The 11,615-nt window shown below is 43.6% G+C and carries 15 protein-coding genes and 1 pseudogene; 9 read left to right on the forward strand and 7 right to left on the reverse strand.

Going from position 1 to position 11,615, the window contains the following annotated elements; translation table 11 throughout:
- From AACT52_RS08225 to AACT52_RS08235, 3 genes are all read left to right on the forward strand, one after another.
- On the forward strand, positions 1-892 hold an 892-nt coding region (locus AACT52_RS08225; RefSeq protein ID WP_233154251.1), incomplete at its 5' end, for a class I SAM-dependent methyltransferase.
- Positions 893-1,001: 109 nt separating this feature from the next.
- A complete protein-coding gene (locus AACT52_RS08230; protein WP_073636477.1) occupies positions 1,002-1,568 on the forward strand; it encodes a hypothetical protein in 567 nt (188 codons plus the stop codon).
- 195 nt (positions 1,569-1,763) lie between these two features.
- Positions 1,764-2,540: an ABC transporter ATP-binding protein gene (locus AACT52_RS08235; protein ID WP_073636478.1), complete on the forward strand. Its 777-nt coding sequence runs from the start codon at positions 1,764-1,766 to the stop codon at positions 2,538-2,540.
- 73 nt (positions 2,541-2,613) lie between these two features.
- Here the strand turns inward: AACT52_RS08235 and AACT52_RS08240 are convergent, their stop codons facing one another.
- Positions 2,614-3,381: a response regulator transcription factor gene (locus tag AACT52_RS08240; protein WP_073636479.1), complete on the reverse strand. Its 768-nt coding sequence runs from the start codon at positions 3,379-3,381 to the stop codon at positions 2,614-2,616.
- Between the two features lie 172 nt (positions 3,382-3,553).
- On the opposite strand from AACT52_RS08240, the gene AACT52_RS41285 reads away from it, so the two are divergent.
- Together AACT52_RS41285 and AACT52_RS08245 are read left to right on the forward strand one after the other, a co-directional pair.
- Entirely contained in the window at positions 3,554-3,700 is a 147-nt protein-coding gene (locus AACT52_RS41285; protein WP_158055020.1) for a hypothetical protein, read from the forward strand.
- 241 nt (positions 3,701-3,941) lie between these two features.
- Complete coding sequence (locus AACT52_RS08245) at positions 3,942-4,184, forward strand: DUF6761 family protein (protein WP_041036493.1); 243 nt, start codon at positions 3,942-3,944, stop codon at positions 4,182-4,184.
- 636 nt (positions 4,185-4,820) lie between these two features.
- Here AACT52_RS08245 and grxD read toward each other — a convergent pair.
- From grxD to AACT52_RS08260, 3 genes are all read right to left on the reverse strand, one after another.
- The gene (gene grxD / locus AACT52_RS08250; protein ID WP_073636481.1) at positions 4,821-5,144 is read right to left on the reverse strand and encodes a Grx4 family monothiol glutaredoxin; all 324 of its coding nucleotides are present in this window, start codon (positions 5,142-5,144) and stop codon (positions 4,821-4,823) included.
- A gap of 74 nt (positions 5,145-5,218) precedes the next feature.
- Positions 5,219-5,476, reverse strand: coding sequence for a BolA family protein (locus AACT52_RS08255; RefSeq protein ID WP_073636482.1), 258 nt, complete (start codon positions 5,474-5,476; stop codon positions 5,219-5,221).
- Between the two features lie 304 nt (positions 5,477-5,780).
- Positions 5,781-6,464 (reverse strand): hypothetical protein, encoded by a 684-nt coding sequence (locus AACT52_RS08260; protein WP_233154252.1) that lies wholly within the window; start codon positions 6,462-6,464, stop codon positions 5,781-5,783.
- 249 nt (positions 6,465-6,713) lie between these two features.
- On the opposite strand from AACT52_RS08260, the gene AACT52_RS08265 reads away from it, so the two are divergent.
- Together AACT52_RS08265 and AACT52_RS41290 are read left to right on the forward strand one after the other, a co-directional pair.
- Positions 6,714-6,890 carry a hypothetical protein gene (locus AACT52_RS08265; protein WP_158055022.1) on the forward strand — a complete coding sequence of 59 codons (177 nt, stop codon included), beginning with the start codon at positions 6,714-6,716 and terminating at the stop codon, positions 6,888-6,890.
- 218 nt (positions 6,891-7,108) lie between these two features.
- Complete coding sequence (locus tag AACT52_RS41290; RefSeq protein ID WP_143173016.1) at positions 7,109-7,309, forward strand: hypothetical protein; 201 nt, start codon at positions 7,109-7,111, stop codon at positions 7,307-7,309.
- 17 nt (positions 7,310-7,326) lie between these two features.
- Here AACT52_RS41290 and AACT52_RS08270 read toward each other — a convergent pair whose 3' ends face one another.
- From AACT52_RS08270 to grxC, 3 genes are all read right to left on the reverse strand, one after another.
- Positions 7,327-8,133, reverse strand: a complete 807-nt coding sequence (locus tag AACT52_RS08270) for a lysophospholipid acyltransferase family protein (RefSeq protein WP_233154253.1) — start codon at positions 8,131-8,133, stop codon at positions 7,327-7,329.
- Between the two features lie 78 nt (positions 8,134-8,211).
- Entirely contained in the window at positions 8,212-8,697 is a 486-nt protein-coding gene (tadA, locus tag AACT52_RS08275; protein ID WP_073636484.1) for a tRNA adenosine(34) deaminase TadA, read from the reverse strand.
- A 97-nt stretch (positions 8,698-8,794) separates the two neighbouring features.
- Complete coding sequence (gene grxC, locus AACT52_RS08280; protein ID WP_073636485.1) at positions 8,795-9,109, reverse strand: glutaredoxin 3; 315 nt, start codon at positions 9,107-9,109, stop codon at positions 8,795-8,797.
- Positions 9,110-9,396: 287 nt separating this feature from the next.
- Here grxC and AACT52_RS41295 point away from each other — a divergent pair.
- Both AACT52_RS41295 and AACT52_RS08290 read left to right on the forward strand, forming a co-directional pair.
- Positions 9,397-9,581, forward strand: a pseudogene (locus AACT52_RS41295) (hypothetical protein); the annotation flags it as partial.
- A 168-nt stretch (positions 9,582-9,749) separates the two neighbouring features.
- Positions 9,750-11,357: an NHLP bacteriocin system secretion protein gene (locus tag AACT52_RS08290; RefSeq protein WP_073636487.1), complete on the forward strand. Its 1,608-nt coding sequence runs from the start codon at positions 9,750-9,752 to the stop codon at positions 11,355-11,357.
- Positions 11,358-11,615 lie beyond the last annotated feature (258 nt).

Consider the following 11,615-nt stretch of genomic DNA (forward strand, 5'->3'; position numbering starts at 1 on the left):
CGACTTATCCCCATGTCTAAAGCCAGGGGCTTGCGTCTCGTTTTCCGGTCAAAACCAGGACTCGGTTGTTCGTTGGATGGATGAACGCTCAAATGAAACCTCGCAGTTTTTCATCAAACAGGCGATCGCGTTTTTTCAAACAAAAAATCAATTTCTGGTTGTTGGAGAGCAGGAGAAAACGATATTAACAGCGGAATATGTGAGATTTCTGGGTGATTTTCGCTCTGGACTTTTAGATTGTAAACACAGCACTCATCTTCCCAAACTCCTCAAGGAAGTGCTTGCTGTGCATCAAATCCAGCTTGAGCAATTTGTTCTCGACCTTGCATCAAGGAATCTCAGTCGTGATTTCGTCTTCAGTACACCCGTCTGTAGCGAGTATTCCCCAGAGTTACAACTTCGCATCCTACACACTCCTACTGAACACCTGCTTGACCCAATTCTCGATCTCGGATGTGGACAAAACGGCGAGTTGGTTCATTTTTTACGATCTCAAGGGAATCTTGCTTTTGGGGTTGATCGAGGAAGTGATCCAGATCAGCTCATCATAAACGCGGATTGGTTCAATTTCCCGTTTGTTCCAGGCTTTTGGGGAACGATTATCTCGCATATGGCGTTCTCCAATCATTTCCTCCATCACTACTTGCGTCCTTCAGGGCATTTGCAACAGTATGCCCAATGCTACATGGATGTGTTATCCGCATTGAAACCGCAGGGAAGCTTTATATATGCCCCAGGATTACCATTTATTGAAGCGCTTTTGCCGCGTGAGGAGTACTGTGTTGAGCGGTTTGAGATCAGCCAGATGACAGGGACTCGAATCAATCAGTATTTTCGGACGACCTACGGGTTAGATGTGCTTTATGCCTGTAAAGTTACAAGGAGTTGTTAGCTAGGTTTGGATCTGGCAGTAAATGATAACGATAATAATATACGCTCACAATTGGGCTTTATAATTACCAGTTAGTATTAACTTAAAGCACAACGATCATGATGGAGCCGTGACAGCAAACTCAGCCGATACATCATCTTCTGTATTTCGCCTCTCTCCTTTAATTAGAATCACGCTTTTAAGTCTATACATAGCACTCACAACACCGTTGCCTTTTCTTTCCCAGGTAACAGCAGCACCCGTACCACCAGCATTACTGTGGGTGGGCATTATCATAGGTTTTATTGCTCTGTATGCAGCGTTGAGCGAACGCGTCATTGTAGATGACCAGGAAATTCAGGTAACTTATCCTCAATGGGTACCGCGTTTTTTCCGCAAAGGCTGGTCTTTACCTTGGTCTGAAGTGAAACAGTTAAAACCCCGTACAACTGGTCAAGGAGGACTGGTTTACTACTTCCTGAGCAAGGAAGGAAAAGCTTATCTACTACCAATGCGTGTAGCCGGATTTGCCCGTTTGGTGAAACTTGTGCAAGAAAAGACAGGAATAGACACCACAGATGTCTATCCTTTAGCACAACCTTGGATGTATTTAATTTTACTTGGCTTGACCCTGTTGCTGCTGTTAGTTGATGGTTGGGCGATCGCCACAGCGTTAGCGCAAGGTAAGATCAATTAAAGCATCACGGATGCGTAGGCAACTGATGACCTACCTTATTGAAACCAATAACGGATGTAACGGATGAGTTATTTGTGTGAAACCTAAAGACAAACTATCCGCTACATCCTTTACTGATGCCGTGCTACATTGGCGTGAGACTTAAAGGACATTTATTACTAAAGGTTTAATTTGGAGACTCAACAAGACACGCAGATGGGGAAACATACCCTAAAAGCACAACTGCGCCTAGAACAAGTCAGTCTTTTTGCCAGCTTGAAAACCCAGATTAAGGGTACGCTGGGACACCCAATATTACAGGATATTTCCTTTGAGGTATTTGAGGGAGAACGCGTTGCCATTGTTGGACCATCCGGTGCAGGGAAAACTCATTTATTACGCCTCCTGAACCGTCTGAGTGAACCTACGAGCGGTAAAATTTATCTGGATAATCAGGAGTATCGCCAAATTCCTGTATTGCAGCTACGCTCCTTAGTGACACTGGTAGCCCAAGAGTCCAAGCTGCTGGGAATGACAGTGAAAGAAGCGTTGGCATATCCCCTGGTTTTGCGTGGTTTACCCAAACAGACAATTGAGGAACGCGTGAGTCACTGGATAAAACAGTTACAAATTCCAGAGGAATGGTCAGCGCGGACTGAGGTGCAACTTTCTCTTGGACAGCGACAGCTTGTGGCGATCGCTCGTGCTTTAGTTATTCAACCGAAAATTTTATTGTTAGATGAGCCAACCTCTGCCCTAGATCTAGGTAGAGCTGAGCATCTTATAGAAACTTTAAGCCAGATTGCTCAAAGTCATCAAACAACGGTTGTTATGGTAAATCACCAGCTAGAGCTAGCCCAGAAGTTTTGTACACGTCTATTGTATTTACAGCAAGGGCGCTTACTTGTCAATCAAAAAGCGTCTGATATAAGCTGGGTTAACTTAAGAGAAAGCTTGACGCAAGCAAAAGCCGAAGATGAATTTGGATTTTAGAGTTGTTATTTGATAGTTGTTGGTTAGTAGCTGCAGGTTGTCTAAAAGTCCTACTAACCACTACCCACTACCCTTAGCGCTGAGTGCTAAGCGTTGAACGGTGATTGTTAAACCTTTCTTTAGGTAACTTTGTTGATGAGTGTCCAATATTGGCATTTAAAATTTCCATGTTAAAACGGTATCCTACATTACGGATGGTTTGAATTAAACTAGGTTGGCGGGGATCTAGTTCAACTTTTTTCCGCAACGATAGAACATGAGTATCAATGGTGCGTGGGTTGTCTATGGCATCAGGCCAAGCACGGCGTAGCAGTTCTGACCGACTCAATGGCACTCCTCCAGCTTGTGCCAAAACGTATAGCAAACTGAATTCCTGCGGTGTTAAGTCAATAAACTCTCCTTGGAAGCGAACGCGACGCTGTACTAAATCAATTTGCAAAGAGCCATAATCCAAATAAGCTGGTGCAACAGGTGTGCGATTGCGACGAATGAGTGCCTCAACTCGTGCAAGAAACTCTTGCATCCCAAAAGGTTTGCTGAGGTAGTCATCTGCTCCCGCTTTCAAACCAGTGACTATATCAGCTTCATTGCTACGGGCAGAAAGCATTAAAATTAAAGGCTGTTGTTGACGATGTAACCAACGGCAAAACTCAATGCCATCACCATCAGGTAAGTCGGCATCGAGAATCACCAGTGTTGGTTGATGGCTTAAAAACACTTCTCTAGCTTGATAAATACTTGCGGCTTGATGCACCCGATAGTCCAGTTGTTGCAAGTGCCAGCCTAGCAATGACCTCAGATGGGGATTTCCCTCAACGATTTCAATACAAACCGAACCCACGGTGGCAAGACCCCTTAGCGTATATGAATTTCAAAGTAACAAAGCCTATGTCTTAGGTTTTGTAATCCTTGTTACCTCAATTGCTTTTGGCTTCATATTTACTAATACCAATACTGGCAAGGTGTTTAATTAATGCCTTAGCCAAAGCCAAGTTAGTAATATTCTTAAATTTTTGTTAGACTTAGCAAAAGTACTTTTGATTAAAAATCCTGCTGAAAAAGGGGTGCTATTGACTGAAAAAGTGTCACCAAACAAGCTAACCGTTACCAAAAAATTTTTTCAGCTTTATGGTGAAAGCAAATTCGATATTGTTGTATAGATCGGTTCGCACACCCCGCTACCCAGTTGGGCTATTGGTTGAGATAATTATAACAATAGCTTACCTGAGAATCATATTCCCAGTTTTCTGGAATAGGATCGAGATAGTCTGTAGCTGCTCGTGAGATGTCCCTTTGGGGGAGATATCTTCTTTTAGTTAATGCCAAACTGAAAGTGAGACTTCACATCTCAGATTCAATAAATTACAATTTTCTATTCCAAACAGTTTTCCATCAGCAGTTATGCTCCAAGACACACAAACCATTCGCTATTACCAAAGACTAACCGACGCCTTCGTCGAGTTATGGAATCGCGGTTATCGTACGGATGATATGCGGATGTATTTGGATGGCTATATAGCCGCACTGCAACACAGTAACGCCATTGAACCGTATCTGATTCATCGCTTAGAGGAGGAAGCTAATCGCTACTTGCACGATGTATCAAACTTTACAATGACACAGCCCCAACCGGATTACTATTAATATTTTTTCTCAATGAGAAATAGTATCCGTCGCGGCGCAATGCAGATGATTATAGCATATCTATTATCTGCATTGCCCGTCTGTCAAAAAATGGAGATATTTCTTTACAATTACAACACGACAACCCGGAGTCATGAGCCATGAGTGGGCTGACTTATCAACTCACTCATTACTTCATAAAGCAAGTCGCACGCCACTTGCACGCCGCTTGGGGGGAACCCCCAGCACTGGCTCTTCAATAGACAAGATTGCATAAGGTAGATTTCATCTGCGTCCATCTGCAGTTAATTATTCATTTTTTTGGAATGAATGCAAGAAGTCTAATCAGAGGGCAGTGCATTCTCAAGAGTTATCTGAGCAGAGGGTTCCCTCTGCTCAAAACTATGCCTTATGCCTTTTGGGCAAGCTAGCGGTGCCTCGCTCAGGTTCGGAGCTTACGCGCTTCACCAAGTGTGGCCGGGTCGCATAGAGAGGCTTCCCTCCCTTGTAGAGGCCACGGACACTTTCCAAGGGTGGGACGGACAGTTTCTTCCGGAGGATGCCTTAAGGCAGGGTAGCAACTGCCTGTCGGAGAACCTCCTTAGCACTCATGACTGTTTTGCTGTGAGGTGAGTGCTCATTGCAATCTGCTTAACTTCACGAAGCGAGTGCGACTTCCACCATTTGCTGCAATTCGCCTTTCTGGTACAGTTCTATCAGGATGTCTGAACCACCAACGAATTGACCGTTGATATACACTTGGGGAATTGTTGGCCAGTTGGAATACTCTTTAATTCCTTGGCGCAGTTCGTAGTCATCCAAAATATTAACTGTCTCGAAGGGAACTCCCAAGGTATTCAGTATTTGCACGACATTGTTAGAGAAACCACACATCGGCATTAACTTGGTTCCCTTGAGGAAAACCAAGATTTTGTTTTGTTGTAGCAAGTTATCAATTCGCTCTTTAAGTTCTGGCGTCATTGTCTTTTTGTTTCCTATCTTACTTTTGGTCTCATGACTGGTATTGCCTTGTGTCCTTTGTCTTGACTCAAGACTTAGGACTGAGGACTATTTTGCCAAGCTTCGGGAGTATACGTTTTTAGTGCCAAGGCATGGATCGCTTCACTAGACATGGCTGACTTCAGCGCACCATAGACTAACTGGTGCTGCTGCACAAGTCCCTTACCTGCAAACTGCGATGAAACTACTGTCACTTGATAATGGTCACCACCTCCAGTCAAGTCTTGCACTTGAACTAGGGCATCTGCCAGTTCTGCCTTTATCATTTCCTGTACTTGTTGCGGACTAATCATCGCAATTCCTGATCATTTCAAACCCTAATAGGGATTGTAACGCCTCGTATCTGGGCAATTCAAAATTTAAAATCCCCTGCCGGAACCTGCTTTGCGTCTACACAATTCAAAATTCCACAACAATTGTGTTAGCAAGCATTTTTCCTGTTGACAGTAGGCAAATTAAATGTGTGACAGTTGACTACATCTATTTCAAACCCTAATAGGGATTCAAACATCAAGAGTCCCCACCATTGATTATAATCCCATCCTAGCATTGGGCTGAAGGGGGGGCGGTGGGGAGGTGAGGAGAGAGGTAATTTGATTATTTCTTCCGGGAGGAGGGAGAGGAAGAGGGAGCGGGAGAGGAGGACGGAGAGGAAGAGGGAGCGGGAGAGGAGGACGGAGAGGAAGAGGGAGAGGAAGAAGCACTGCCACCCCCTCTAGGAAACGGAGCATCAACAAAGCCCAACTCCAACAACTGCTGATAAGCTTTTTTACCTAAATCCCGTGTTGGGTTTTGGCTCTTAACGATTTGAATGAGCAACGGTACAGCTAATTCCGGCTTATTTTGCGCTCTATGTACCAATGCTAGCTGGTAGGTGGCTTCATCCCGCATTTGGGCAGTTTCTAGCGCCTTTTTCCGTTGAGCATCAGCAACTCTGGTGTCAATTCCAGAAAAGCTAGAATTCAAGTCTTGATAAAAATTAGAAAGCTGATTAAAAACAAGCCGTGCTTCTTGGAGTTTCTTTGCTGCTACATCGTAGTTTTGGGAAGAAACTGCATTACTTGCGTCTGTCATAAGACGCTTTCCTCCCTCAAGGCTCAAAAGGCTGTTATTTTGTGCTGTGGGACGAAGGTTATTTGGATCGTTGGGATCAATAGGTTGTGGTTGACTAGAGCCACTTGGTAGCTGTACCTGAGCATTAACGGGTGATAAGAAGCTGAGGGCTGCTATCACTGCTAAGGAAGTGAAGCGAATTATAGGAACGGTTCCAGACAAGTTCATGAGGTCATTTAGAGAGATAACTAAAAAAGCAGTTATGAAACTTCGGGTATCTTAACTCTGTTTTGAACTTTGACAAAACAAAGCCACATATTAAGTTTCCCTGATTTAGACTCAAAATGAATGAAACTAGGTTCCCCTAGCCCGTGCATATTAGCTAATCCGCCGCTATCAATGAAGGTACAAATTGCTCTGATTTTTCAACTACATGTGTATCACAAATCAGTCTGGGGATAGTTTGACAACGAAGTGGTGAAGAGTTCGTTTTTAGAAAGCGATAGAAAATCTTTTAAAATTGCCAACCGTTTGATAGGACTAAAAGAGGTTTTAGTTGCCGAGCCTAAGATTGTCGTGCAAGAAATGCATTATAAACCCAGTAATCTGCTCTATATCCAGCAATGGTATCTCAACCATAACGGTGGCAACTAAGCGGTCATTTGCAGTGATTTGGTTACAAAAAGGTGAATGCATCTCGTAGCGGCGCTAGCAGCGCAACAGTTACGCAAAGCCGTAGCAGATCCTTAGGAAAAACTGGGGGACGAAATGATTCAAAACAACCAATTCCTGATAATGACAGACAGAGGATAAAAAGCCTACTCCCAATAGCTGACTCTAGCCTAATCCAAGAAATTTAGGTCACTGTTACCATTGCCCACAAGTTTTTAGGGGATTTACAAATTTCATTCATTGCCCCTAACAATCAGGAGGTGTTTTTACAAAGCTGCACCTTAGGTCGCTGTACTAAGAACGCAAACAATTTATTCCGATTCATGCTCGCTACAAATAATTCTCCCTTGCCCTTGCCGTTGTTCGCCTGCACGAGGTGTCTCCTAAAGTGCAAACTTTAAGTCAAATGGTATAATGACTAACTATTAGCAATTTCTGCAAATGCGTGAGTAGTAACTTCTGATTCCTGATGGCTTAATTTTTTGAGAGCTATTGCCAAATCACCAGTGAGACGTTTGGCATTTTGTTTCAAGGTGCCTCTAGCGTAATCTACAACTTGTATTGGGGAACCAATCTGAATACTCACATCCGTACCCCATGTAGGTAACGGTTGGCTGTAATTGATGCTGATAGGTATAATTTTTATACCTAATCCTGGATGACTAGACTCAGTACTCAAAGCCAGACGAGCAATTCCTGGCTTTAAAGGGTGAAGTTTACCATCACGAAAAATGCCACCCTCTGGGTAAATAACCAACATTTCTCCATTTTTAAGTAATTCTACACTATGACGCAGAGTGGTAATTGAGGGCTGTTGAGGATCTACAGAAAACCCCCCTAAGCGTCGGACAAACCAGCCTTGCAACCCTTGGCACTCGGTGATCGTAACCATGAATCGCAAGTCTCGTCCAGTCACGCAGCGACCAGCTGCGTACGGTAAGAGCAACGAATCCCAACGCGCCCGATGGGTGGGAGCAAGGATAACAGGACCAGTTTTGGGGAGGTTTTCTTGTCCACTGACTTTAATCCGCCCAAAGAAAAACGGTAGAACAAAGTGACCCCCCAAGAAATACGCTAAATGACCTAACCAAGGAGAAATCTCAGAGGTAGTAATATGAGCCACCTTAGCATTTTCTGGCGTAGTAGCAGGATTGTCACAGGAAGTATCAAAGGAAGAGTTAAACTCAATCATGACGGTGGCTGGTGGCTGTTGGGTTGAATACATTCAAAACTCTGTTAAATACACCGTAGATTTTCTTCCTTGACTTTTGTAGCACCAACTGGACAGTTTTATCTCTGTCCGTTAGTTAGAAATATGTCGCCGATGAGTAAACCAAGCTTGTAATTGCTGACGACAGGCAGACTCTAAAATCCCACCGATGACACGCAGGCGGTGATTGGAAGCAGCACTATCGGGGATATTGGCGACAGTACGAATTGCACCAGTTTTGGCATCGTCTACCCCGTAAACTAAAAGTCCTATACGCGCTTGTACAATAGCACCTGCACACATTGGGCACGGTTCCAGAGTAACGTAAAGGGTGCATTGGTTCAGACGCCAAGTTTTTAACCTTTGAGCCGCTGCTCTGATAGCAATAATTTCCGCGTGAGCTGTAGGGTCATTGTCACGTTGTTTCCTGTTTTCACCTTCTGCAATCAAACTTCCGGACGAATCAACAATAACAGCGCCTACGGGTACTTCATCCGCATCACCCGCAATTTGTGCTAAGTCTAAGGCGCGACTCATCCATTGCCGATGTATAAGATATTCTGAGTACTCAAGTAGCATTTTCTTAGTCCTAAAAAGAGGACAAGGGGAGGTGGGGAAAAAGTCAAAAGAATTTTTGAGTGTTGACTCTTGACTTTTGACTTTATTTGTGTATCTTCTAAACAGCAGATTGGGTGAGAAGAGGATCTAACTGACCTTGCGTATCTAGTTCATAAAGGTCATCACATCCGCCGATGTGCTGATTGTTAATAAAAATCTGCGGTACTGTGCGGCGTCCATTGGCACGTTCTGCCATCTTCGCTCTAGCTGCTTCGTCACCATCGATTTTGTATTCGGTGAATTTCACGCCTTTCCACCACAGCAGAATCTTGGCACGGATGCAATATGGGCAGGTTTGCCAGGTGTAGATTTCAACATTGGCTTTTACTTGCTGTAGATCACGTCCTAATAGGGAGTTGAGAAAGTTCAACATGATGTTAGTAATGTTATTTTATGAATCGTTTTCCTCTGTCTCTAGCCTAATTCAAGCTTGTTGTAGGATGGGCGACACGAGCGATCCTTTTTTAGATGCCGCTCAGGCACAATGTACTCGTGTCTGACTTCTGCCTGTGGTGCAGTTCATTATTTGACTCAAGATTCTAAGAATGTTGTACAAATTTTGTGTGAAATTCTTTGGAAAATAGAGGAATATCACCAAAGTTGAAGTAATTAACTGGTATAGAATATTAATAGTGCCTTAAACAACATATTCATAAAATTTATATTGCTTGTGCCATGTCAGTCTGGCTGAAACTTAAAGAGTTGGCGTACAAAATTGGTCAAACTATTTATCAACTTAAGAATGGATTGCTATCAAATTATCTCAATCAACAACTAAACGTCCGTCTATAGCCATGTATGCAGGTCGCTTGTCTTGCTGTCTCAAACTTGTGAGACTTGCGTAAGTCCTGCCAGTTTGACACCACATTTTTACTGGTGAGTTACTTCTGCTAGCCTGCAGTAGCCATGCCCTTGATGTAGCTTGTGAAAGCACTTGGAGGGCGTACATCCCCACGCCTGTAGCGGGGTTATCGAACCTCATGGTTGCGTAAGTCCTCATAAGAATAGACAAGATGCAAAATAAAGAAAGGAAACTCTTTCGTACTCAAGCACTAGAACGCCTGTCCTCACCGGAGCAACTTGACCGACTGATGCAGGTAACGAGCCCCCAAGCCTGGGTACCCTTAGTTTCTATGGGCTTTTTGATAGCTGTGGCTGGTGTTTGGAGCGTAGTTGGGCGAATTCCACTCACCGTTACAGGTTCTGGTGTGTTGATCCGACCTCGTCATGTGGTGCAATTTCAAGCACGCAGTGCTGGTCAATTGTTAACCCTGAATATTAAGGCAGGAGATGTCGTTAGGCAAGGTCAAGTACTAGCTACAATTGACCAATCTAATATTAAACAACAACTACAACAAGAAAAAGCAAAATTGGTTCAACTGCAACAGCAGAACCAAAACACTGATAGGCTACAAAAGCAGCAAATAGCGCTGCAACTAAGAACGCTCGAACAGCAGCAAAAAGACTTTGAAGAAACCCTACGTCGAGAGTCAGTCGCACCAATTCTGCATAATGAAACGCTTGAAGCATTAGAGCAAAAACGACAAAGCTTTGAGCAAAGCTTGTCAAGAGAACAAGTTGCGCCAGTTTTGTACAAAAAAACTCTCACTGCATTAGCAGAAAAACGCAAAAGTCTTCAGGAGCGTTCATCACAAATCAGGTCATTGCTGCAAACTTTGCAACAACGAGTTGAAACTCGTCGTAGTTTGTTTGAACAAAAGATTATTAGCCAGGATGCGCTGCTGCAATCTCAGCAGGAATTATTAAACGCTCAGGCGCAAGTGTTAGATATTGAGGCACAGCTTAAAGACCTTGAAGTTCAAAAAACGAGTAGCGATCGCGAATATTTACAAAACCTCAACAAAGTTGACGATATCAAAAACAATATTCAAGAAATTAAAGTTCAAAGAACTAATGCAGAGCGGGATTATCTACAAAATCTTAATAAACTTGACGAAATCAAAACCAAAATTAAAGATATCGAAGCCCAAAAAACTAAACTGCTTCAACAAGATTTAGAAAAGTCAATTAATAAATTAAATCAAATTCAGGAAGTGAAAAGCAAGATTGCGCAGTTAAGACTGCAACTGACTCAATCAAGCCAAATTACCAGCAAATTTGATGGTCGCATCTTGGAAGTTGGCGTTCTCCCTGGTCAAGTTATCAGCGTTGGCACCCGTATTGGGACTATTGAAGCTGAATATTCTAATGCTAAACTCCAAAGTCTTGTTTACTTTGCTGATAAGGATGGTAAGCAAATAAAACCTGGTATGACTGTACAGGTGACACCCAGCGTTGTCAAGCGCGATCGCTTTGGTGGAATTGTTGGAGTCGTCACCAACGTTTCTCCCTTTCCTGTGACAACTGGTGATATTACAGCGCAAGTCGGTAACGAAGACTTAGCCAAGAGCCTTGCTAATAGTAGCGCAGCTCGCGTGCAAGTCGAGGTACAACTGCAAAAAGACCCAAACACTGTCAGTGGATACAAATGGTCTTCTTCAAATGGACCAGCACTCAACCTATCATCTGGTACGACGACGCAAGTCCGGGTCAAAGTTGGAGAAGTGGCACCTATTTCTTACATTCTTCCAATATTTCGCTCTTGGACTGGTATTTATTAATTTGGTGGTTAATGCTATTGCACATATTAAGGCATTTCCAAGAAATAAATTATCCATCTTGTGGGGTGGGTATCCCTCTCTACCCGCCCTCGATATGAACGGGCGTTAGCGCAGCGGCACGCAGTGCGACGCCCGTTCCACAAGAGATTTTTGGATACTTTTTTATTTGGAAGTCCCTAAGAATTCATAAGACCTCGTGGGAAGTGTGGAAACGAGCGCGTCTATGCCTGCGGCACGCTGCGCGAACAGACCTTCCTA

The organism is Scytonema sp. HK-05, assembly GCF_963872035.1.
GTDB lineage: Bacteria > Cyanobacteriota > Cyanobacteriia > Cyanobacteriales > Nostocaceae > Kalymmatonema.

Excerpts from the sequence above, each read along its gene's own strand:
- AACT52_RS08235 (WP_073636478.1), top strand. The coding sequence starts at position 1,764 with ATGGGGAAACATACCCTAAAAGCACAACTGCGCCTAGAACAAGTCAGT.
- AACT52_RS08245 (WP_041036493.1), top strand. The coding sequence starts at position 3,942 with ATGCTCCAAGACACACAAACCATTCGCTATTACCAAAGACTAACCGAC.
- grxD (WP_073636481.1), bottom strand. The coding sequence starts at position 5,144 with ATGACGCCAGAACTTAAAGAGCGAATTGATAACTTGCTACAACAAAAC.
- AACT52_RS08255 (WP_073636482.1), bottom strand. The coding sequence starts at position 5,476 with ATGATTAGTCCGCAACAAGTACAGGAAATGATAAAGGCAGAACTGGCA.
- AACT52_RS08260 (WP_233154252.1), bottom strand. The coding sequence starts at position 6,464 with ATGAACTTGTCTGGAACCGTTCCTATAATTCGCTTCACTTCCTTAGCA.
- AACT52_RS08270 (WP_233154253.1), bottom strand. The coding sequence starts at position 8,133 with ATGTATTCAACCCAACAGCCACCAGCCACCGTCATGATTGAGTTTAAC.
- tadA (WP_073636484.1), bottom strand. The coding sequence starts at position 8,697 with ATGCTACTTGAGTACTCAGAATATCTTATACATCGGCAATGGATGAGT.
- grxC (WP_073636485.1), bottom strand. The coding sequence starts at position 9,109 with ATGTTGAACTTTCTCAACTCCCTATTAGGACGTGATCTACAGCAAGTA.
- AACT52_RS08290 (WP_073636487.1), top strand. The coding sequence starts at position 9,750 with ATGCAAAATAAAGAAAGGAAACTCTTTCGTACTCAAGCACTAGAACGC.